General features: G+C 46.8%; 18 protein-coding genes and 1 other RNA gene. 13 read left to right on the forward strand and 6 right to left on the reverse strand.

Features of this window, described 5'->3' with window-relative positions:
• Window positions 1-307 precede the first annotated feature (307 nt).
• Genes QN395_RS09920 through QN395_RS09930 form a run of 3 tightly spaced genes read left to right on the forward strand, consistent with a single transcriptional unit; the run spans window position 308 to window position 3,491 of the window.
• Window positions 308-604: an AlpA family transcriptional regulator gene (locus QN395_RS09920; protein WP_323491925.1), complete on the forward strand. Its 297-nt coding sequence runs from the start codon at window positions 308-310 to the stop codon at window positions 602-604.
• A 10-nt stretch (window positions 605-614) separates the two neighbouring features.
• The gene (locus tag QN395_RS09925) at window positions 615-1,676 is read left to right on the forward strand and encodes a hypothetical protein (RefSeq protein WP_323491926.1); all 1,062 of its coding nucleotides are present in this window, start codon (window positions 615-617) and stop codon (window positions 1,674-1,676) included.
• A gap of 12 nt (window positions 1,677-1,688) precedes the next feature.
• A complete protein-coding gene (locus QN395_RS09930; protein ID WP_323491927.1) occupies window positions 1,689-3,491 on the forward strand; it encodes a DUF3987 domain-containing protein in 1,803 nt (600 codons plus the stop codon).
• Window positions 3,492-4,055: 564 nt separating this feature from the next.
• Here the strand turns inward: QN395_RS09930 and QN395_RS09935 are convergent.
• Window positions 4,056-4,304, reverse strand: coding sequence for a hypothetical protein (locus tag QN395_RS09935; RefSeq protein ID WP_323491928.1), 249 nt, complete (start codon window positions 4,302-4,304; stop codon window positions 4,056-4,058).
• A 930-nt stretch (window positions 4,305-5,234) separates the two neighbouring features.
• Here QN395_RS09935 and QN395_RS09940 point away from each other — a divergent pair.
• Window positions 5,235-5,891 (forward strand): inovirus Gp2 family protein, encoded by a 657-nt coding sequence (locus tag QN395_RS09940; RefSeq protein WP_323491929.1) that lies wholly within the window; start codon window positions 5,235-5,237, stop codon window positions 5,889-5,891.
• A 648-nt stretch (window positions 5,892-6,539) separates the two neighbouring features.
• Here QN395_RS09940 and QN395_RS09945 read toward each other — a convergent pair.
• The 5 genes from QN395_RS09945 to ompA all read right to left on the reverse strand — a co-directional run bounded on the left by QN395_RS09945 (window position 6,540) and on the right by ompA (window position 10,587).
• Window positions 6,540-7,733 (reverse strand): tyrosine-type recombinase/integrase, encoded by a 1,194-nt coding sequence (locus QN395_RS09945; RefSeq protein WP_323491930.1) that lies wholly within the window; start codon window positions 7,731-7,733, stop codon window positions 6,540-6,542.
• Window positions 7,734-7,896: 163 nt separating this feature from the next.
• Window positions 7,897-8,257, reverse strand: a transfer-messenger RNA (tmRNA) gene (ssrA, locus tag QN395_RS09950).
• A gap of 53 nt (window positions 8,258-8,310) precedes the next feature.
• Entirely contained in the window at window positions 8,311-8,985 is a 675-nt protein-coding gene (locus tag QN395_RS09955; RefSeq protein ID WP_322119726.1) for an HAD-IA family hydrolase, read from the reverse strand.
• Window positions 8,986-9,074: 89 nt separating this feature from the next.
• Window positions 9,075-9,779 (reverse strand): bifunctional 2-polyprenyl-6-hydroxyphenol methylase/3-demethylubiquinol 3-O-methyltransferase UbiG, encoded by a 705-nt coding sequence (gene ubiG, locus QN395_RS09960; protein ID WP_322119725.1) that lies wholly within the window; start codon window positions 9,777-9,779, stop codon window positions 9,075-9,077.
• Window positions 9,780-9,924: 145 nt separating this feature from the next.
• A complete protein-coding gene (ompA, locus tag QN395_RS09965; RefSeq protein ID WP_323491931.1) occupies window positions 9,925-10,587 on the reverse strand; it encodes an outer membrane protein OmpA in 663 nt (220 codons plus the stop codon).
• 735 nt (window positions 10,588-11,322) lie between these two features.
• On the opposite strand from ompA, the gene gyrA reads away from it, so the two are divergent.
• From gyrA to QN395_RS10010, 9 genes are all read left to right on the forward strand, one after another.
• A complete protein-coding gene (gene gyrA, locus QN395_RS09970; protein ID WP_322119723.1) occupies window positions 11,323-13,977 on the forward strand; it encodes a DNA gyrase subunit A in 2,655 nt (884 codons plus the stop codon).
• 72 nt (window positions 13,978-14,049) lie between these two features.
• Window positions 14,050-15,153, forward strand: coding sequence for a 3-phosphoserine/phosphohydroxythreonine transaminase (serC, locus tag QN395_RS09975; protein ID WP_322121622.1), 1,104 nt, complete (start codon window positions 14,050-14,052; stop codon window positions 15,151-15,153).
• A gap of 227 nt (window positions 15,154-15,380) precedes the next feature.
• Entirely contained in the window at window positions 15,381-16,454 is a 1,074-nt protein-coding gene (pheA, locus tag QN395_RS09980) for a prephenate dehydratase (protein WP_295748241.1), read from the forward strand.
• A gap of 312 nt (window positions 16,455-16,766) precedes the next feature.
• Window positions 16,767-17,876, forward strand: coding sequence for a histidinol-phosphate transaminase (gene hisC, locus QN395_RS09985; RefSeq protein ID WP_322119722.1), 1,110 nt, complete (start codon window positions 16,767-16,769; stop codon window positions 17,874-17,876).
• Between the two features lie 6 nt (window positions 17,877-17,882).
• Window positions 17,883-18,836 carry a prephenate dehydrogenase gene (locus QN395_RS09990; protein ID WP_322119721.1) on the forward strand — a complete coding sequence of 318 codons (954 nt, stop codon included), beginning with the start codon at window positions 17,883-17,885 and terminating at the stop codon, window positions 18,834-18,836.
• A gap of 319 nt (window positions 18,837-19,155) precedes the next feature.
• The gene (aroA, locus tag QN395_RS09995; RefSeq protein WP_322119720.1) at window positions 19,156-20,493 is read left to right on the forward strand and encodes a 3-phosphoshikimate 1-carboxyvinyltransferase; all 1,338 of its coding nucleotides are present in this window, start codon (window positions 19,156-19,158) and stop codon (window positions 20,491-20,493) included.
• Window positions 20,493-21,170, forward strand: coding sequence for a (d)CMP kinase (gene cmk / locus QN395_RS10000; protein ID WP_322121621.1), 678 nt, complete (start codon window positions 20,493-20,495; stop codon window positions 21,168-21,170). The genes aroA and cmk overlap by 1 nt, the downstream gene beginning before the upstream one ends.
• 160 nt (window positions 21,171-21,330) lie before the next feature.
• The gene (rpsA, locus tag QN395_RS10005; RefSeq protein WP_322119719.1) at window positions 21,331-23,052 is read left to right on the forward strand and encodes a 30S ribosomal protein S1; all 1,722 of its coding nucleotides are present in this window, start codon (window positions 21,331-21,333) and stop codon (window positions 23,050-23,052) included.
• Between the two features lie 26 nt (window positions 23,053-23,078).
• On the forward strand, window positions 23,079-23,384 hold the full coding sequence (locus QN395_RS10010) for an integration host factor subunit beta (RefSeq protein WP_322119718.1): 306 nt from the start codon (window positions 23,079-23,081) through the stop codon (window positions 23,382-23,384).
• The last annotated feature ends 217 nt before the right edge of the window (window positions 23,385-23,601 follow it).

Below are 23,601 nucleotides of genomic sequence, written 5' to 3' on the forward strand. Positions count from 1 at the left end.
TTTGCTTTGTCATTTCTTTCCTCGATAGGTGAATTATCCACCTATCTTGGTGTCCGTTTTTATTAGACCACTACAATACTCCGGTCGGGGCTAAAGCTAAAAAGCCTCGGTAGTCCTCCACGGAGTTCCCTCCTAGTTCCGCTCTGGACTTGGTTAAGCCTTATCAGATCAGGGCAAGCAAGGCTTTTCAAAAAATGCTTGCGCGGAACACGAGTTCCGCCCGGATCATCTATCACATACGGCACAAGCCGGACCAAGGTGGGCAACGCTTGTAGCGTCGCTTGCCATAATTTGTGATGGAAAACTCATGACTACTCATACACTCAAGAAGGCGGAAGTTCTGCCAAAATTGAATTCGACCTGCAGTATTTCGGATGACTCGACACTTATCCTCCGCCAGCTAGGTAAGGCTCTCCAAATTCTTCGCATGAAGCAACTGGTTCAGCGCACGCAATTGTCGCGCGCTACCCTGTACGTGCTGATGTCGACAGACAAAACTTTCCCGCAGAAAATCAAATTGTCGGCGCGCACGGTGGGCTATCTCGAATCTGATGTCGATGCATGGATCGCTGCGCGTGCAGAATCGTGCCTCAACGTGCAGTAAGGGGAGCGAGATGAACAAAAATGCAAAATTTCAGTTTACCTCCCTTACGAGCACAATTGGCGATTCGACGCGTTTTCCATTGGTCAAGCTGACAGTGCCACAAAAGCTCGCGCTTTTGGTTGCCATTTCAGCTACCTTTGCTTCACTCGGCATCGCCACCTACACTGGTTGGCAGTCAGGCGGCTTTCTCATTGAGAGGCTCATACGCATTGCGCTGATCGGCGTTGCCGTTTTGTTCGTGCATTGGCTGCCAGCGGGTGCTCATGAACTACGCGGCTTAGTTCGAGTTGCCGCTTTCACGTTGTGGCTTGTCGCGACCTTGGTCGTGTTGCACGGACAAATCACATTCTTTATGTTTTCGCAACGACATGCTGGCGATTTGCGCGTAGCGATGGTCCAGACACCCTCAGTGCCTTTAATGACCAGTTCTCCCTCTGGGCGCTCACGAGCTGATATTGCTAAAGAGAAAACGAAGGTCATCGCTGATCTAGCTCGCGCCCAAGTACAACGTTGTTTAGGCGATTGTCCAACCCTCAACGTTCGTCGGGCACGTTTGACCGCAGAGACCATGGCATTAGATGCAGAAGCTGACGAGGCGAAGCGCTATGAGGCAATGGACGACAGGCGCAATTCGCAGGTCGATCGCGTTGACGAGTTGCGCGCGTCATTACGTGCCGACCCAGTCGCTTTCTCGGTCGCGACTTGGATCGGAGTTACCGAACAATGTCTTGTAATGATGATAGGTCTCGCCTACGCGGTCGTGCTCGAAGGTACTGCAGTTTTGGGGTGGATTATGGTACCAGTGGCCTTGGGTCGTGCTGCAGGTCGCAATGAAGTCATATCCGACAGCACACTCGGGGTACTTGAACACGAGCCTGCTGCAGAGATTGATTCAAATCGCGGGGTTATATCTAACGATGACAAACTTGTCGAACGAGTGCGTGCGGCAGTTGTAGCTGGTGATCTTCAACCAACGCAATATTCAATTCGCGAGTTTCTGGGTTGCGGACAGCCTAAAGCAGGGAGGGTGAATCGTCTCTATGTCGCCCGATACTGCTCGGTGAATGTTTAAGGAGAATCGATCGTGCCAATTATTGAATATGAAAACGGATCTGCCGCTTATCAACCGCCGGCCTACCAAGGTATCTATCCGACAGACTCATTTCCGGCCTTGCTTCGCGAGCCTATCCTTGAAACCAGCGCGATTCACCGGACGCCAGTTGAATTGGCCGCACATGCCGCTCTTGGGGTTGCGTCGCTAGCATGTCAACATTTTGTCAACGTCCAGTGCCCATCCTACGATCCTGCGCCGGTGTCGCTTTTTTTGATGGGGGTTAGCAAGACCAGTGGCGGAAAGTCCGTCGTAGAACAACGCTATTTGAGAGGAGTATTGGCTTTTGAACGCAAGCAAAAAGCAGAGGTCGCAGTCATGATGTCAAAGTTCCGCGCCGAAATGAAAATTTGGGAAGATGATGGCCGCCGGTTGGCTAGAGAGTACCGTGATGCGACTCCAGATTCGGTCGGCTCAGTGGCTATCCGAGCGAAGCGCCTACAGCACGAAAAAGAATGTCCAATAGAGCCAAAAGAATGGGAATTACGCTACGGAGATATGACTCCACAAGGGCTGCGGGACGCGTTGGTCGCGAACCATGCAGTTGGCATCTTGTCACCGGAAGCGGGGCCAGCGCTACTTGGTTTGCCCCTTAGCCAGCCTGCTATCCTTAGCGGCTATTGGAGTGGAGAGGATCGACCGGCCGGTCTGGTTGGCGGTAACCGCCGTCCTGTCGATCCGCGTTTAACTATGTCACTTACGACCCAAGACAAACAATTCACTCTCTACATGAAAAACCGCGGCGCTGACGCGTTTAGTACGGGTCTGTTAGCACGTTTCCTGGTAGCATTCCCTAAAACCTTTGAACGGTTTGATCAACAGACGCAGATCGATGATTTGCCGGAGCCTATGCTTGATAAGTTCAATCTAAGGGTGGCGGAAATTTTGAATCAGCCTTTGTTGGCACCAGATAAACGCACCACTTTAAAACTTTCGAGCACCGCAAAGCAGTATTGGAAGTCGTTCAAAGAGGCAGTGCAAAAAAATCTGATTTGTGGAAGTTTCTCAGAAGATTTGAAGTCTTTCTTCCGTAAAATTGGACAACAAGCGGCGCGACTTGCTGCATTATTCCATTATTTCGATGGTGCGGTAGGAGATATTTCATCGGATGCTATGAGGGGTGCGATCGCTTTATGCGAGTGGTATCTGTGGGAGTGTATTCGTATTTTCGCGCCGTATGCGCCATCGGAACAGCAACAAGATGCCGAAGCTGAAAAAAAATTACTGCAATGGCTACAAGAAGCAACGGTTGAGCCATGGCGATATTTAAAGCTAACTCGTGGTCGATATACGGAGCGCGATTTGCGCAATTATGCAAATTTTCGCGGAAATACTAAGGTACTGGAAAAAGCCATTACGACACTGACAAGGCAGGGAAGCATTGCCGTACGGATAGGTCCAAAAGGTGGTCGGACAATTTTTTATCCTGCTTGGACGGCACCCAATCCGGCCTATGTTAAGCCTGCATTCGATAGCCCGCCAATACATTCAAATTTTAATGTGCCATTTAATGGCGTTGCCAATATGACAGAACATAATACAATTTTTCCATCACCATCTTCGCGGTTGCACTTTGCCGTCCCCCTTCACGGTACTTTAAACCAATGTGTGCAGGAAGTTCCACATCCGGTAAATACCACCAATCCAACATCAAGTTCGAAAGCTATCGACTGCGATTCAGAACAAATGCGTGCGGTTAAGCAGCACATTGAGAAAATCGCCACCGAAGCGGGTATAGGCCCCACAGAGTTCACCGTACGATTTAGCAGTAGCTGATTGCGGTTTCCGCGCATTATTGATCCGATGTGTCTGACACCACACACTTTCTTCGATTTGGCTTACCAGCCTATGTCCAAACTCTTCCTATTTGTGCGAGACAAGTCGGCTGCGTCGGATCGAGCGCGGCACCCGCTTTTTTAACAAAAATGTAATAGAAATTGGTTCAGGGATAGGTCAATTTTTTCCGATTCGGTACTGCTACATTGCTACCGTAGCATTTGTAGCGACGTAGCGCCGGAGGACTTCTACCTGTTAAAAGATAACTGTGACGTTTTGTTCAGCATGTTGGTGCTGGAGCAGGATACTGCCAAAGCAAACGCGCTGACGCCGCTGGCCGCGCAGTGTTTATGTCCGATTATGAAATATGAGTTGCCAACTAGAGGTGAAAAGTTTAAGACATCGTTGGTTGAGCACAACCAGCATCGGCGTTGATGTTTGTTATCAATTTTTTTGCACCCTAGTGCGCTCTATTTTTTACTCACCGCGCTTGAGAAGACTACTATTCATGCCACAAGAAACATAAATAGCTCTGTTATATAACGCTAAAGTTAAATTTTGTCTTTAGCTCACTATGGCAGTGGGCAGAATCCGCATACTCCCGCAAGTCAGCCTTAGAATGCCAAGCATTTGTTTTTCTTCAGCAGACAATTTTTTGACATACAAGAATCCAAGATGTTTTTCTGACACACGTTCTATGCCTCGGTCTTGGTTGCCGCGATGATTAACGTTTGTCAGATGTTTTGATTCTTCTAATGTGGAGCTTTGTCTCCCGACGAATGTGGCATCGGGTTGCGTGAGACCTTTTTTCAAGGCGATCCAATTTTTTTCACCATTGTCTTTTTGCCTCCCCCAATTCTAGGTCACAAGGATCGCACCGTAAAATGTTGGTTAGGCGGTCGATCAATGCGATCTTCTGACCGATCAGAGAACATAGCTAGCTCATTCGATTGTTGAGTTTTCTCAAAATCGACAATTGGTGCGGGTACTGCAAATTGATACTTTTTTCCCCGACTTCTGATGTAATACATTTTTTGACAAGTGCCAGTTTATGGTCTTTACATAATTCTTTTAGCAAATCCAGAATGTATTCAAGATAGATGGCGTCATTGATATACTCCCTTTTGATCAGATGATTCTTGCCACGATTGTCGTCATAATTCTCCAGAGTGAACGATTTGCTTTACACCCATGCAAACGATCATTTTTGATGGTTAATTGCGCTATTTCAGAGAAGATGAGTTTCGGTATTGGTAGTATACTTTATATAAAGTATTGCTCTATCGATACGCTTGGTACATGTTTTTATATACGAAGAATTTATCTCTAATCCAATGAGTGAGTAACACTTTCTCAATAACTGTTTGATCGTTAAGCAATGTAAGTTATCGATCGGATATGCAGCTACTTAAACAGAACAATAGGTCTGACAACTTATGTTTAGCTAGCCAGTTAGCCATAAACTGATAACAGCATTAGCTTGATTGCTAATCGGCCTATTCCTACGTTTTACTTGAATGGTAAATTAGGCCAAATCTCCTTTATATAATTCTCTCAAGGCATCTAAGTCTTTATTTGAGATTCATAGCGAGGTATTTCCAACCCAACTCAGTTGAGCTAGTAACTCGATCATGAGATACCACACAATCGTGAACTATTTCGCCTACCAATAGGCGCTACACCTCAAAGGTAAAAAAATACTCCAGATCATACCTATATGAGTCTCACTACTGGAGTATAGAAATGATCCGTCATCCTTTGAATTCAAACCTCTCTCTTCACCACGACAACCACTTTCTCGGTTTACCAGTACAAATAGATAAAGGGCCTTTGATAATTGAATATCTTGATCGACTTTATCAAACGATGTCTCGTACACTTGGCCAATATCGACGTGTATTCGCATTCAGATTTGATCTGCGTCTACCCGCCACTTTAAACTTATACGACCTCTCTTATGAGAATGAATTTATTGATCGCTTCATTGAATCATTTAAAGCAAAGATCAGACACAACCGTCAAATGGCGTTCAGAGAAAATAAGTATGCACATGACAGCGTCGTGAGGTATGTTTGGACAAGAGAGGTTGGGCAGCATGGGCGCCCTCATTACCATTTTGTAATCTTTCTAAATTACGATGCATTTTGCTCACTTGGCAAATATTCTTCAGGGAGGAATAACATGTATAACCGACTTCAAGATGCTTGGGCAAGTGCGTTACGATTGACAACCAATGATAGCAAGGGTTTGGTAGAGATTCCGTTGAATCCTTATTACCATATGCAGCGTGATGAGCACCAGACCATCGCAAAGTTTTTCTATCGAGCGAGTTATCTTTGTAAGGCAGCCACAAAGTCTTTCGGAAATGGTGCCCATGGATTTGGTGCAAGCAGAATTTAAATACCTACAGTCACTTCGACCGCTTTTTGTAGTTAATCAATAACGATCCAATTTCCGGACTACGTAAAGATTTTACTGCCAATGTGTTTGCAGCATAATTCTCGATCCATCGCGCTAAAGGCTGTTTTACTCGGAAAGTGAAAGTAGTCAATCTGAAGGAGAGCTTTGATGCTTTCAATACTGAGGCAGATGACGGGGCGCGGACAATAACTTGAATTGCTTGTCAGAAAATAAAATTTTCAAAAAGATTAAAGTTAAAACTCAGTTATGACTATTACCGCAGCCTATATAGATTCCTCGTAAGCAATGATTTTTTCTACATCTTTAGGATGTAGCAACACGGATATGGTTGCCAGCAAGATCAGTTAACAACAGTTTGTATATGTGCTAGAGAAACTAACAAGAGGAATATGTCACAGTAGGTCGCTTGGCTAACAATGCTCGTGACGTAAAAACATCATGATGTCCTGTTGTTTTAAAGATACATAACGTTGATAGCAAAATTAGCCATGGCGATACCGAGAGAGGGAAGCCTCTCATGTGCTAGGACCGAGATGCGATCTATGCGAGATGTAGCGTGATTGATACTGCAGTGAGACATAATGTATCTTCTGAGAATTGCTGATTAAGATAATATTTATGGGACTTCTAGCTCGGCCTTGCTGCTACTAATCCATCAAGGAAATCTGCCCATGCTTGCATCATTCGGCGCCTTTCTGGTAAATGTTCAGCGTAGTTATATGCAGCCCTAATGGAATCTCGCTCTGCATGAGCAAGTTGGCGCTCGATAGCGTCTCGATTCCATCCTTGTTCATTCAACAGTGTGGATGCCATACTACGAAATCCATGTCCTGTCATTTCGTCATTGGAATATCCTAAGCGTCGAAGTCCGGCATTGACCGTGTTTTCACTCATTGGACGTCCGTTGGTTCTTGCTCCAGGGAAAACATATTTTCCATGCCCGGTTAAATTGTGTAACTCCTTTAAGTACACTAACGCTTGCGCCGATAGTGGGACAATGTGTTTTTCGCGCATTTTCATTCGCTCTGCAGGGATGCGCCATTCCGCTTCATCAAAGTTGAATTCGCACCATTCAGCCTTTCTTAGCTCGCCTGGCCGAACAAAAGTTAGAGGGGCTATCTGCAGTGCGCATTTTGTTACGAGAGAGCCTTCGTAGCCTTTTATTGCGCGAAGTAGTGCACCGATCAATTTGGGATCGGTAATCGATGCGTGATGCTTTGCTTTGGCTGGTGGTAGGGCACCCCGTAAATCTGCAGCTGGATCTCGAGTTGCACGTCCTGTAGCGATTGAGTATCTAAATATTTGACTACAATTTTGCAGAGCTCTATGGGCCGTTTCTAGTGCACCACGTTCCTCGACTCTGCGCATTACTACGAGAATTTCTGGAGCTGTGATTTCCTCAATAGGGCGTTTTCCTATCCAAGGAAAAACATCTCTTTCAAGGCGACGAATGATTTTGTCAGAGTGGGTAGCAACCCAATTTGGTGCAAATTTTATAAACCATTCGCGGGCTATTGACTCAAACCCACTACTTCCATCTTCAACATTAGCTAATTTGACCGCCTTCCGATGTTCTCCTGGATCAATGTCACTTGCAAGCTGTTTTCTGGCGATATCGCGTTTCTCACGTGCTTCTTTCAGAGAAACTTCGGGATAAACCCCAAGGGAAATTCTTTTTTCTTTCCCAGTTATTCGGTATTTAAGGCGCCACCATTTACCACCCGATGGTGCGATTTCTAGGTATAAGCCTCCAGCGTCGTATAGCCGGATAGGTCTTTCGCCAGGCTTGGCATTTCGTATTGTTGTGTCAGATAAGGGCATGGGGGCAACTGATTTAGAGTCTGAGTAACTTGCCCCCAATGTTGCCCCCGTTTGATGCTGGATGTCAATGGTGTTAATTGGACGTCATAAAACAAAAAAGCCCCAACCTCGTATATGAAGTCAGGGCTTTTTGGACATCTTTGGAACTCTTAAAACATGTTAATGGTGGAGACGGCGGGAATCGAACCCGCGTCCAGAAGCACTCTACAGACAGTTCTACATACTTAGTGCTGCCATTTAATTTAATCCATACGACGCGGACGCACACGCTTCGGCTGGACGAGTTACCTATTATTTAGCTATTAGCCAAGTAACCCGGCTTATAGCGATTCCCTATGAATGACTCTACTGCTGTTGCCAGCCCGCCCTAGGGAAGAGACGGTGTAGAGTTAGCAAGCAATTAAGCTGCTAATGCGTACGAGTTATCGTTTGCAGTTATATAGTTCTGATTGTATTTACGAGGTAGTCAGGCCTCGGTATGCCCTGCGCTGCTTTGCAACCCCTGTCGAAGCCAGGTCGTCCCCAAACAGGTTAATATTGTAACGCGTAACTAGCTTATGCGGTGATAATGCGTAATTTAACTCACTGTTTGAGCATGCTTGGCACGAATCAGCTCTAATAATTCTAGAGGGGAATCGACTATGCCACCAGCTTTCCAGTGAGTAGGTTCTATTGCGCCACAATATCCCCACGCAGCCGCAACTGTGTACATACCTGCGGCGTTTCCTGCTTGGATATCACGCAAATCGTCCCCAACGTACCAACAATTCTGAGGCTTGATATTGATGCGACGCGCAGCCTCAAAAAGTGGGGCGGGGTGTGGTTTGGGGTGCGCTGTGGTATCTCCAGAAATGATGCACGCTGCATTTTGTAAGCCAATCAACGGGATTAGCAAATCGGTAAGCCGAGCTGCTTTATTCGTCACAACTCCCCAAACGATACCTAACTCTTCTAATCCTTTTAACAAATTTTGGACGTTTGGAAAAAGCTTGCTTTGATCAGCGATGTTATTTGCGTAGTTTTCTAAAAACTCTACACGCATTGCGTCGTACTCTGGGTGGTCTGGAATCACGTCAAATCCGGCTTTGAGGAGACCGCGTGCTCCGGCCGAGGCAAAAGGGCGCAGGCTTACGTATGGACTTGGTAATAATTGACGTTTACTGCGCATTATATTGACTGCTGCCGCTAGATCGGGAGCTGTATCAGCTAATGTACCATCGAGGTCGAACAAAACTGCCAGGGGAGTTTGCATAGATTAATTTACTGTTATATCCGTCACATTGTATTAATTTGCTGTCGAGGATCGTAAGTCTGGACTTGATAGCCGGAAGTGACCATCCGCTAAGCAGGACGAGTGCAGGCTACGAGATAGTTGACGCTAGTGTCAAGATTAAGGGAGTAAATTTTTGTCAGCGGGTTGTAACCCATGCCTCTGAATGTATCGACTTGCAGGCCAGCGTTGCGAATGGCTTGCGACAGCTCTGCCGGAGTAATAAACTTGGCATAGTCATGCGTTCCTTTTGGAAGCAGCTGCAATAAATATTCTGCACCGATGATCGCAAACAGATACGATTTAAGATTGCGGTTAAGTGTGGAGAAGAAAACTTGCCCACCTGGTTTTACTAACGCAGTACAAGCTTGGATGACGGATGCAGGATTAGGGACATGTTCCAGCATTTCCATACAGGTGACTACATCATATTGTGCAGGTTCACGAGCAGCAATGTCTTCCGCAGCAATCTTCTCATAACGTACGCTGACGCCAGATTCTAGTCCGTGCAAGTCTGCGACCTTTAATGCTTTCTCAGACAAATCGATGCCTGTTACGTTAGCACCTTTTTTAGCCATCGATTCCGCTAATATTCCACCGCCACAGCCGATATCAATGACTTTTTTTCCGATGAGCGGGATTCGATTATTAATCCATTCAAGACGAAGTGGATTTATTTCATGCAAAGGACGAAATTCAGATGTGGGATCCCACCAGCGATGAGCTAAGTCACTAAATTTTTGAATTTCTGCTGGATCGACGTTTTGAGTTGACATAATATTGGGCAAATGACTTTGCCACCTTACTTATAAAAGCACTATTGTAGGGCATATTTCGTCAGCGCATATAAGCTGCAGCAGCAATGAAAAAACCCTGCCTAAGCAGGGTTTTGAGTAATTAGCCGACCTGAGGGCAAACAAATTATTTTACGTTACGTGTACCAACAACTTCGATTTCTACGCGACGATTTTGTGCACGGCCTTCAGCTGTTTTGTTGTCAGCAACAGGTTGTTTTTTGCCTTTGCCTTCAGTGTAAACACGATTAGCTTCAATACCTTTGCTCACCAAATAAGCTTTGACAGCTTCTGCGCGTCTTACCGACAGTTTTTGGTTGTATGCATCGGAACCAACAGAGTCAGTGTGACCAACAGCAATAACTACTTCGAGGTTAATACCTTGAAGCTTCGATGCCATGTCATCCAATTTTGTTTTTGCTTCAGATTTCAACACTGCTTTGTCGAAATCAAAGAACGCATCAGCCGCGAAAGTGACTTTCTCAGAAGTTGGTGCAGGTGGCACGGCTACTGCAGGAGCAGGCGCTGCTACTGCCGCAGGAGTTGGTGCTGCTGCAATCGCTGGTGCTGGTTTGACTAGAGGTGCATCGCAACCTGGAACAGCATCTGCTGGTGTCCAGTAACCTGTACGCCAGCACAAACCAAATGGATCCCGAACAATAACACCACGACCATCTTGAACATAAGCACTGTTTGGTGTACTTGCTTTGATGTCCGTCATATCTTGCGCGGATGCTGAAAAAGCGGCTACTGAGGAAGCTGCGATAACGAGTTTTACTAAATTTTTCATATTTCTCCTCTCGGGTGAGATTTCTATCGCAGAATTAACTGCGCGAATTGCTGCATAAAATCGGATACTACCACGTGCTTGATTACAATACTATTTCAGTATCAATTTCTGACAATGAATTCATACTCTTACTTTGATTATTCTGCCACAAGACAGGTTGGCGAGCCAAAATTGTTAAATTAAGAAAGTAACATTTTGTTTGCGTGTCGTCTTTTAACAACCGACCTCGCCGCACGAATACGCTTAGACTTCATATCATTCATTATTTTAACACCTAGATGCTTGTCTTGAAATCGCTTGATCTTGGATGCTTAGCTTAAGCGCAAAATTAAGTCGTGGTAAATATTTATACATATTCATAGCGCAAATAAGTTCAAGTGGAGTCGTTACTATTTTTGTATTATTCATTGATGATGCTTAGAAAGTGTTCAATGTATAAAAAAGCACTCTAAGCGATTCGCTAATGCTCATGTAATATGGAATCTTGCGTATGGGCTTGCTTAGCAACTATCAATATTTACTGTGACATAACTGATTATCACCTTGTTAGCTCAGTTCAAAAACCACATGAATAGCAGGATTGGCATGTTAAAATCGGTAGTTAAGCATTGAAAATAGATGGCTAAATTTTCATATTCGAAGGTCTTTTAAGTTGTAGTTTTTAGGCGCGAGTTTGATTGCAAGTCATTTTCAACCCATCGTTATTTAACCAAGCTCTAAATTGCCGGCCCGCCAATGGATCAATTCGCTAAAGAAACACTCCCGATTTCCCTTGAAGAAGAAATGCGCAAGAGCTACCTCGATTACGCCATGAGCGTGATTGTTGGTCGTGCCTTGCCGGATGTACGTGATGGTTTGAAGCCTGTGCACAGACGCGTGTTATTCGCCATGCACGAAATGAACAACGTTTATAACCGTCCATTTGTAAAATGTGCACGTGTAGTCGGTGAAGTCATGGGTAAGTATCACCCCCACGGCGATGCATCGATTTACGATACCTTGGTGCGGATGGCACAGGACTTTTCCTTGCGCTACACTTTAGTGGATGGTCAGGGTAACTTTGGCTCGGTGGATGGCGATAATGCTGCTGCGATGCGTTATACCGAGTGCCGGCTAGATAAAATTGCTAATGAAATTCTGGCTGATATCGAAAAAGAAACCGTCGATTTTGTTCCTAACTATGATGGTAAAGAGCGCGAGCCGTCAGTATTGCCGACGCGTATTCCTAACTTGCTGATCAATGGTGCTTCCGGTATTGCGGTTGGTATGGCGACCAATATTCCGCCGCATAATATTACTGAAATCATTAATGGTGCCTTGCATGTGTTGCGCAATGCGGATTGCACAATTGACGAGCTGATCGAAATTATTCCTGCGCCAGATTTCCCTACTGGAGGAATTATTTATGGCGTCTCTGGCGTGCGTGATGGTTACCGCACGGGACGAGGACGAGTAGTAATGCGTGCTAAAACGCATTTTGAAGAATTTGGTAAAGAAAATCGTACTGCTCTGATCGTCGATGAGTTGCCTTACCAAGTAAATAAAAAATCTTTGCTAGAACGAATCGCTGAGTTGGTAAGGGATAAAAAACTCGACGGCATCTCTGATATTCGTGATGAGTCAGATAAATCCGGTATGCGCGTTGTCGTTGAATTGAAGCGCGGTGAAGTGCCGGAAGTTGTGCTCAATAATTTGTACAAGCAAACCCAATTACAAGATACCTTCGGTATGAACATGGTGTCTTTGGTAAATGGTCAGCCAAAGTTATTGAACTTGAAGCAGATGCTGGATTGCTTCCTGTCACATCGTCGTGAAGTTGTAACGCGTCGCACTGTATTTGAGCTTCGTAAAGCTCGTGAGCGCGGCCATGTGCTGGAAGGTCTGGCAGTTGCGTTAGCAAATATCGATGACTTCATTGCCATCATCAAAGCTGCGCCGACACCGCCATTGGCTAAGTTGGAATTGATGAATCGTGCTTGGGATAGCTCTATGGTGCGCGAGATGTTGATACGCACCGCTGCTGACAATCCTGCCGGTATCGACGCATTCCGTCCAGAGAATTTACCTAAACATTACGGTATTCAAAAAGACGGTTTGTATAAACTGTCCGATGATCAAGCGCAAGAAATTTTACAAATGCGTTTGCAACGCTTGACTGGTCTGGAACAAGATAAGATCGTTAACGAATACAAAGACGTTATGTCTGTAATCGCTGACTTGCTGGATATTTTGTCCAAGCCCGAGCGCGTTACCGTCATCATCACTGATGAGTTGACGGCAGCACGTAATGAATACGGCGAAGGCAACAAAGACGTACGCCGCTCCGAGATTACACACAATGCCACTGATTTAGAAACAGAAGATCTGATCACGCCAGTCGATATGGTGGTCACGCTCTCACACACCGGTTACATGAAGTCGCAGCCATTATCGGAATATCGTGCGCAAAAACGCGGTGGTCGTGGCAAGCAAGCGACAGCGACAAAAGATGATGACTGGATCGAACAATTGTTCGTGGCAAACACGCATGATTACATCTTGTGCTTCTCGAACCGCGGCCGTCTCTATTGGTTAAAAGTATGGGAAGTGCCGCAAGGTTCTCGCAACTCACGCGGTAAGCCTATTGTGAACATGTTCCCATTGCAGGACGGCGAAAAAATTACAGTGATCTTGCCACTATCCGGTGACAACCGCAGCTTCCCTGAAGATCACTACATTTTCATGGCGACCAGTCTTGGTACCGTGAAAAAGACACCGCTGAACGATTTTAGTAATCCGCGTAAAGCAGGCATTATTGCAGTCGATTTGGATGAAGGCGATTTCCTGATCGGTGCTGCACTGACTGACGGCAAGCACGATGTGATGCTATTTTCAGATTCCGGTAAAGCGGTGCGCTTTGACGAGAACGACGTACGTCCTATGGGTCGCACTGCACGTGGTGTGCGTGGTATGAATTTGGAAGAGGGTCAACAAGTCATCGCATTGTTAGTTGCTGAGAATGAGCAACAGTCAGTCTTGACGGCTACTGAAAACGGCTTTGGTAAACGCACACCAATCTTGGAATACACCCGTCATGGTCGCGGCACTAAAGGCATGATTGCGATTCAAACTTCTGAACGTAACGGTAAAGTTGTGGCAGCAACCTTGGTCGACACTAATGACGAAATCATGTTGATCACTACGGGCGGCGTATTGATCCGTACACGGGTATCTGAAATCCGTGAAATGGGACGTGCAACGCAAGGTGTTACTTTGATCGCTGTTGAAGATGGTACCAAGCTGTCTGGTTTGCAACGCATTGTTGAAACTGATGTCGATGTCGATGTCGATGCGATTATTGAGTCAGATATAGACAATGGCGCCGAAGGTGAACAAGCCGCAACGGAATAAGTTTTGACGACGATGATTGCCAGTTCTACTTCCAAAGTGATTGATAAAGTGACCGAAAACGTGAACAACATCGTGACAGCGATTTACAATTTTTCTGCCGGACCTGCCGTATTACCTATAGAGGTGTTGCAGCAGGCAGCAGCAGAAATGTTGAACTGGCATGGTAGCGGCATGTCGGTCATGGAAATGAGTCATCGCGGACCAGAATTTATGTCGATTATTGCAGCAGCGCAAAGTGATCTGCGCGAGCTGCTGGCAGTGCCGAATAATTACAAAATTCTGTTTCTGCAAGGTGGTGGTTTAGGTGAAAACGCGATTGTCCCCATGAATCTGATGGGGCGAAAGCCGCAGCCGGCAACTGCGGATTTTATTCACACGGGCTCATGGACCGCGAAGTCGATCAAAGAAGCGCATAAGTACGGTAATGTGAACGTTGCCGCTTCAGCAGAAGACAATGGACATACTGCAATCCCGGCACGTGAAAGCTGGAAGTTGTCTCAAGACGCAGCTTACGTGCATATCTGTACCAACGAAACGATCGATGGCGTTGAATACCAGTTCGCACCGGATGTGAATGCCGACACGGGCGGCGCGCCGATTGTGGCTGATATGTCCTCACATATTCTGTCGCGCGTGATTGATGTTGCTAAATATGGTGTGATTTTTGGCGGCGCACAAAAAAATATTGGCCCCGCCGGTTTGACGATTGTTATTGTGCGTGACGATTTACTTGGCGATGCGTTACCAATTTGCCCGTCAGCATTTAACTGGAAAATTGTTGCAGACAATGATTCCATGTACAACACGCCGCCCACGTATGCGATCTATATTGCAGGCTTGGTATTCCAGTGGCTAAAACGCCAGGGTGGTGTCGCAGCGATGGAGCAAAAAAATATCGCCAAAGCGCAACTGTTGTACGACTATCTGGACGATTCAGATTTTTACGTCAATCGGGTTGCCAAGGATTGCCGTTCACGTATGAACGTGCCGTTCTTTTTGAATGACGAAAGTTTAAATACAGAGTTTTTAGCGCAAGCCAAGCAACACGGGTTGTTGCAATTAAAAGGACATAAATCAGTCGGCGGTATGCGCGCCTCGATTTATAACGCGATGCCGATAGAAGGCGTACAAGCCTTGGTCAGTTTTATGAAAGAATTTGCCCGCGCTCATGCATGAGCGGTGAGCAACCAGATAGCTTCTTCTCTTTAGCCCTTTCTTTGCATGGCACTCACCATCACCTGGAAACCGTGGCGCTAAGGACAACGACCAAAAGTCGGAAGAGAGGCGAGCATCATTGCCATCACGCTACGCTAACCAGCGAGAATGGCGTGAGTGTGACTCGTACAAGTGTGAAGTATACAGCGACGTTTTCAACAACTCGCTAAACGGTTTTTAGGTTTCTTATGAGCGATAACAAATTATTCCCTCTGCGTCAGAAAATTGACGCCATCGATACACAAATCCTCTCGTTATTAAATGAGCGCGCACGTGTTGCGGAAGAGGTCGGTCATGTTAAGGCAGAGACCAATGCCCCCGTGTTCCGGCCAGAGCGCGAGGCGCAAGTTTTACGCAGCGTCGCTGAACGTAATCCCGGCCCTTTAGCGAGTCAGGATATTCAACTGATTTTCCGTGAAATTATGTCGGCTTGCCGGGCACTGGAACGTCGCGTAGTGGTGGCATTTTTGGGGCCGGTCGGTACTTTTAGTGAGCAAGCGGTGTATCAGCAATTTGGGCATGCGATTCAAGCTTTACCCTGCGTATCGATTGACGAAGTGTTCCGTGCAACCGAGGCGGGTACCGCAGATTTCGGCGTCGTGCCGATTGAAAATTCAACGGAGGGCGCGATCAACCGCACCCTCGATTTACTACTCCAGACCAGCCTTGCAATCAGTGGTGAACTAGCAATTCCGGTACAGCATAGTTTGATGACTAAAACGGGCACGATGGATGGTGTGACGCGGATTTGCGCGCACTCGCAAGCGTTAGCGCAGTGTCAGGCCTGGTTGAATCAGCATTATCCTCATATCGAACGTCAAGCCATGGCATCCAATGCAGAAGCCGCCCGTATGGCCAGCGGTGACGCGACGATGGCAGCGATTGCCAGTGAAATCGCGGGACAGCAATATCAGCTTGGCGTAGTTAGTGCGCACATTCAGGATGATCCTCATAACCGTACGCGTTTTGCTGTGATTGGCCGTTTACAAACAACGCCGAGCGGTAAGGATCAGACCTCCTTGGTATTGGCCGTACCAAATAAAGCCGGCGCAGTTTACAACTTGCTTGCCCCATTATCCAAGCATGGCGTGTCAATGACGCGCTTCGAGTCGCGGCCAGCGCGCACTGGCAATTGGGAATATTATTTTTACGTCGATGTAGAAGGCCATGTAATGGATGAGAAGGTGGCTAAAGCCATGACGGATTTGAATAACAATGCGGCCTTCTTTAAGATACTAGGTTCTTATCCTTGCACTGTTTGATGAAATAAAGCTCGGTAAAAAGTTTTTTAGAATCTCTATTGTTAGATGTCCAGTATAAATAAGCCTCTCAAGCCAAAAGTGCTCCAAGAGCCGCACAAACAATGGACGACTAATTTTGAAGGATTTCTAAAATCTCATTCTTGAGCGAATCGAGGCGCAGCTATTGCTTGCAAAACTATAAAGTCTTGCAACGCCGAAGTAGTGCTGTGCTGAGTTAGCAAACACGGTCTGGCGATGTATCTCGATTAAAGATTTTTTAGAAGTCCCTTTTTTGTAAATCCAGCCTGACGCTGGACAATTTCTGGAGCAGCTATGTCTACACAATTTGGTCCCGCCTATGTTCGTGCAATTGCCCCTTACCAAGGCGGCAAGCCTATCTCTGAAGTGGCGCGTGAATTTGGTCTAGACGAATCAAAAATCGTCAAACTGGCATCGAATGAAAATCCGCTCGGTGTACCGCAATCTGCGCAAGCAGCAATGCTGAAAGCTGCTGCTGATCTGGGGCGCTATCCTGATGCAAATGGCTTTGAATTAAAAGCCGCGATCATGGCGAAATACAATGTGCCGCAAGATTGGATTACCTTAGGCAATGGCAGTAACGACATTTTGGAATTGGCTGCACATTCTTTTGTGGAGCCAGGCCAGTCAGTCGTTTTTGCACAATATTCATTTGCCGTGTATCCATTGGCGACGCAAGCTGTTGGCGGACGCGCGATTGTGGTCGCGGCGAAAGATTTTGGACATGACCTGCCCGCAATGGCGGCAGCAATTACTGCGGATACTAAATTAGTTTTCATCGCCAATCCGAACAATCCGACAGGAACGTTTTTGCCGGCGGCGGAGATCGAAGCCTTCCTGAAAAAAGTGCCTGCCGGTGTCGTCGTCGTTCTCGATGAAGCGTACAACGAATTCCTCGCCGCCGACTTGCAATATGACTCTATCGCCTGGGTTAGACAGTACCCTAATTTGCTGGTATCGCGCACCATGTCCAAGGCGTACGGCCTGGCTGGCTTGCGTATTGGTTTTGGGATTGCACAACCGGGCATCACTGATTTATTGAACCGTGTACGCCAGCCGTTTAACGTCAATTCAATGGCACAAGCTGCTGCTGTCGCTGCCTTGAATGATGCAGAGTTTTTGCAAAAAAGTGCAAAACTGAATGCGGATGGTTACGTCCAGCTGACCAGCGCGTTTAAAGAGTTGAGTCTCGATTTTGTGCCGTCTTTTGGCAACTTTGTGTTAGTCAAAGTCGGTAATGAAGACAGCGCGGGCGCACGTATCAATCTGGAATTACTGAAGCGTGGGGTCATCGTGCGTCCAGTCGGCAATTACGGCTTGCCGCAGTTCCTGCGTATTTCTATTGGTTTGCCAGAAGAGAATGCGGCATTTATCACCGCTTTAAAAGAGATACTGGCTGCCTGAAACATGATGACGAGTGACGACAAGTTGAAGTCGATAGCACAGCAAGACCAGCAACAGCACCGGCTAAAGCGGGTCGCCATCTTTGGCGTTGGACTGATTGGTGGCTCATTTGCTCTAGCCTTAAAAAAGGCGGGCGCAGTTGAGCACGTAGTGGGCGTCGGTCGTAGCTTGGCATCCTTGCAACGTGCGCAGCAACTCGGCATCATTGATGAGATTGCTGATTCCGCTGCCGCCGCGGTGCGGAATGCCGATTTGGTATTGATCGCTGCGCCAGTCGCACAGACGGCAGCGATCTTGTCCTCGATTCAGCCTTACTTACAGCCCAATACTATTGTGACTGATGCCGGTAGCACTAAGTCGGATGTCGTTGCCGCAGCACGGCAAGTGATGGGCAATCAGCTTGCGCAATTTGTGCCCGCGCACCCGATTGCAGGACGTGAACAAAATGGCCCAGACGCTGCGCTGGCCGACTTGTATGTGGGCAAAAAAGTCGTGATCACGCGCTTGCCTGAGAACACGGATGAGGCGGTTGCCAGAGTCGCGTATGCGTGGCAGCAATGCGGCGCTATCATTCATCATCTCAGTCCGGCAGAACACGATGCAGTGTTCGCATCTATCAGTCATTTGCCACATTTGCTGGCGTACGCTCTGGTGGACGACATTGCGCGCAAGCCGCATGCGGATACTTTATTTCAATATGCTGCCAGCGGTTTTCGTGACTTTACGCGGATCGCCGGTTCGTCGCCAGAGATGTGGCGTGATATTACCCTGGCGAATCGAGCTGCCATGTTGCAGGAACTTGATTCCTACACGGCACGACTAGCAATTTTGCGTGAGCATTTAGTGAGCGCCAACGCATCTGGGATCGAATCGATTTACAGTCATGCGCAGGCGGCACGACATAACTGGATTACGGCGATAGAAGCCGCTGAGAAGCAGAACAAAGAGGGTGGGGATTGAGCTTCAGATGTTATGGCTTAGGTGCTGTGATTACCTGATTGATTTAATATACTCCCCTTATTTTTTTATAAAATAGCCTTATTGTCCAATAACTCTATGGACAATTTAAATATACCCTGGTGGAGTATTAATTTAGCGGTAAAAGTATTTATTGTCAGTATTTGCGCAAAACTGCTTTGGCTGCGTTGCCGATTTTGGTCGCTAGTCCTTGCCTGAGAAATTTGCCTAAGCCTTAATTACTTTTCACCAAAATTTAAAAAATAGCAGTTTCCTACCAGTTCTCGTTATCACCTAACATCTGTATGAGTCCATCAGCCAAATGAGTCAAGCCGCTAAACATTATCCACATTACCTCGATTTGCACCCTGTAATGCAGGCACAAGGCACAGTGCGTTTGCCAGGTTCTAAAAGTATTTCAAACCGCACCTTGCTGCTGGCCGCGCTAGCACAAGGCACTACGCAGATTGTGGAGTTGCTGGCGTCTGACGACACCTTAGTCATGCTGACGGCGTTGCAAAAGCTTGGCGTACATTGGACACAGGACGGTGCAACCCAGAATTACACCGTGACTGGCGTGGATGGTGTATTGCCGCAGCATCAGGCTGATTTATTTATGGGTAATGCAGGTACTGCGATCCGTCCGCTGGTCGCTGCTCTGGCAGTGATTGGAGGCGACTACACCTTGCACGGCGTCTCACGTATGCATGAGCGGCCGATCGGTGATCTGGTCGATGCGTTAAACCAAGTTGGTGTGCAGATTGAGTACACCGGTAATCCTGGCTTCCCACCGCTGCACATTCGTCGCGGTCACATTCATGCGCATCGTTTGCAAGTCAAAGGCAATGTCTCCAGTCAATTTTTGACCGCATTGCTAATGGCAGCGCCGCTGATGGCGCGTGATCATGATGTAACGATTGAAGTGATTGGTGAGTTGATTTCTAAACCCTATATCGAAATCACCTTGAATTTAATGCAGCGTTTTGGCGTAACTGTGCAACGCGATGGCTGGCAGGTATTTACGATTGCAACAGGTCAGCGATATGTGTCGCCAGAGGTGATTCATGTTGAAGGTGACGCATCGTCAGCATCTTATTTTCTCGCAGCAGGCGCGATTGCTGGCGGGCCAGTACGGGTCGAAGGCGTTGGTTTGCATAGTATCCAAGGCGATGTGCGGTTTGCAGAAGCTTTGGAGAAAATGGGCGCGACAATCACACGTGGTGACAACTGGATAGAGGCTAAATCGAACGGCGTATTGCAAGCGATCGATATGGATTTCAACCATATCCCCGATGCAGCAATGACGATTGCGGTTGCCGCTTTGTATGCCAATGGCACTACGACTTTGCGCAATATTGCCAGCTGGCGCGTGAAGGAAACAGATCGCATCGCCGCCATGGCGACAGAGCTGCGTAAGCTCGGTGCGCTGGTCGAAGAGGGCGCAGATTATATGACCGTTACCCCGCCTGCCAAGATTTTGCCTGCTACTATTGATACTTACGACGATCACCGCATGGCAATGTGTTTCTCGCTTGCTACTTTGGATGGCGCTGCTCGTCGCGGCGCTGCAATGCGTATCAATGATCCTAAATGCGTAGCGAAAACTTTCCCCGATTATTTCGAGGCGTTTGCCAAAATTAACCACAAGGAATTGTTTTGATGATGTCGACAGTGCCAGTGATCACGATTGATGGACCAACTGCCTCCGGCAAAGGTACGGTGGCACATCGTGTTGCAAAGCAGTTAGGATTCCACTACCTGGATTCTGGTGCCTTATATCGCTTAACGGCTTTGTCCGCGCAGCAAAAACATATTGCCTTAGATGATGAAATTAGTCTGGCCGCATTAGCACGCGAGCTGCCGTGTCGTTTTGTGCATGGCCATGTGTTGCTTGATGATAAAGATGTGACTGATGCCGTCAGGGCAGAAGCTATCGGTGTCGCGGCTTCAAAAATCGCAGTATTGCCAGAGCTCAGAAAAGCCTTGGTCGATTTGCAAGTGGCATTCCGTTATGCGCCTGGATTAGTGGCAGATGGACGTGATATGGGAACGGTGATTTTTCCTGACGCAACCCAGAAAATTTATCTTACGGCAAGTGTTGATGCCCGCGCGTCAAGACGATATAAGCAATTGATTGAAAAGGGTTTTTCTGCTAATATGGAAGACTTGATAAAGGATTTGACGGAACGCGATGCGAGAGATAGTGCCCGCACCGCAGCGCCTCTCAAGCCAGCATCAGGGGCATATATCCTCGACACATCAGCAATGGGAGTCGAGCAGGCGGTGCAAACCGTACTGGATTTATATGCTGCAACATGCAAATTAGCAAGCCAATAAATGTTCTAAAAAGCCTGCAAATGAATTTGATTTTCAATCAGTTTATCTTTTGAAAATCAATGTTGAAGTGCCTAAACTGATGCAAAGTCAGTGCGGGTTTGTTTAACCTAACCCAGTGTACACAGCGCTTTTGCCGTGTTCTGGATAACTCGAGTACCCTATGTCTACTGTTTTTATGTCCCAAGATTTTGCTACCGGTGCAGATAGCTTCGCAGCTTTATTCGAAGAATCCCTGTCACGTCAGGATATGCGTTCCGGTGAAGTAATCTCTGCTGAAGTCGTTCGCATCGACCACAATTTCGTGATCGTGAACGCTGGCCTCAAATCTGAAGCCTTTATCCCTGTTGAAGAATTCAAAAACGACCAAGGTGAGCTGGAAGTTAACATCGGCGATTTCGTTTCCGTAGCGATTGATTCGCTGGAAAACGGTTTCGGCGACACCATTTTGTCCCGCGACAAAGCAAAACGTCTGGCCTCATGGCTCGCGCTGGAAAAAGCGCTGGAGTCTGGCGAGATTGTTACTGGTACCGTTAATGGCAAAGTTAAAGGTGGTTTGACTGTTCTCACGAACGGCATCCGCGCTTTCTTGCCAGGTTCTTTGGTTGATACACGCCCAGTTAAGGATACAACTCCTTACGAAGGCAAGACCATGGAATTCAAGGTTATCAAGCTGGATCGTAAGCGTAACAACGTCGTTCTGTCCCGCCGCGCTGTAGTTGAAGCGTCTATGGGCGAAGAGCGTCAAAAGCTGATGGAAACCTTGAAAGAAGGCACAGTTGTTACTGGTATCGTTAAAAATATCACTGACTACGGCGCATTCGTGGATCTGGGCGGCATTGACGGTCTGTTGCACATTACTGATCTGGCATGGCGTCGTGTACGTCACCCTTCAGAGGTGTTGACAGTTGGTCAAGAAATCACTGCAAAAATCCTGAAATTTGATCAAGAGAAAAATCGCGTTTCTCTGGGCGTAAAACAATTGGGCGATGATCCATGGACTGGTCTGTCACGTCGTTACCCACAACACACACGTCTGTTTGGTAAAGTCACTAATCTGACTGACTACGGCGCGTTTGTTGAAGTCGAGCAAGGTATTGAAGGTTTGGTTCACGTTTCCGAAATGGATTGGACTAACAAAAACGTAGCACCAAATAAAGTTGTTCAATTGGGCGACGAAGTTGAAGTCATGGTTCTGGAAATCGACGAAGATCGTCGTCGTATCAGCCTGGGCATGAAACAATGCAAAGCCAATCCTTGGGATGATTTTGCGATCAACCACAAGAAAGGTGACAAAGTTCGCGGCGCGATCAAGTCCATCACTGATTTCGGCGTGTTCATTGGTTTGTCTGGCAATATCGACGGTTTGGTGCATTTGTCTGATTTGTCCTGGAACGAAACTGGCGAAGAAGCAGTTCGCGGCTTCAAAAAAGGTGACGAACTGGAAGCAATCGTTCTGGCAATCGATGTTGAGCGTGAGCGCGTTTCTTTGGGTGTTAAACAACTCGAAGGCGACCCATTCAATAACTACTGCGCAATGAACGACAAAGGTGCAGTTGTTGTTGGTACAGTTAAATCTGTTGAAGCTAAGGGCGCAGTGATCCAATTGGCTGATGATGTTGAAGGCTACTTGCGTGCTTCCGAAATCTCCCGTGACCGCGTGGAAGATGCAGGTACACACCTGAAAGTTGGCGATAGCGTTGAAGCCTTGGTATTGAACATTGATCGCAAAGCACGTGGCATTCAATTGTCTATCAAAGCAAAAGATAGCGTTGAAACACAAGAAGCAATGCAAAAAATGTCTTCTGACTCGAACTCCAATGCAGCTTCTGGCACTACAAGCTTAGGCGCGTTGTTGAAAGCCAAGTTCGATAATAAGAACTAAGCATCAACTTAGATACTGAGTTTTAGATGACAAAGTCTGAGTTGATTGCTCGCTTGGCAGAGCGATATCCACAGCTGGTTGCAAAAGATGTGGATGTCGCTGTCAAAACCATTCTGGATGCAATGTCCGATGTGCTGGCTAATGGTCAGCGTATCGAAATCCGTGGTTTTGGCAGCTTTGCCTTGAACAGTCGGCCTCCCCGCATTGGACGTAATCCTAAGTCCGGTGACAAGGTGATGGTTCCTGAAAAACGGGTTCCACACTTTAAACCAGGTAAAGAATTGCGTGAAAGAGTGGACGCCATGGTAGGGCAACCGATACAAGACGATTAAGCGAAGGTCGTCATTTCGGTGACCTGCGTCTTACAAAGTATGCAAAAAAATGAAAGCGGTATATCGGTCTGACCGATGTGCCGTTTTTTTTCACGTACAATTTCAAGCCTGAGTTTGTTGAATCATAATTCGCATATTTATTTTTGATTGAGTAGATAGATTCTGCTGCGATACAGCAAATTACTTGTAAACAATCGAGTTTGTGTTACGGTGTCAA

Source organism: Undibacterium sp. RTI2.2, from assembly GCF_035018705.1.
Classification (GTDB): domain Bacteria; phylum Pseudomonadota; class Gammaproteobacteria; order Burkholderiales; family Burkholderiaceae_D; genus Undibacterium.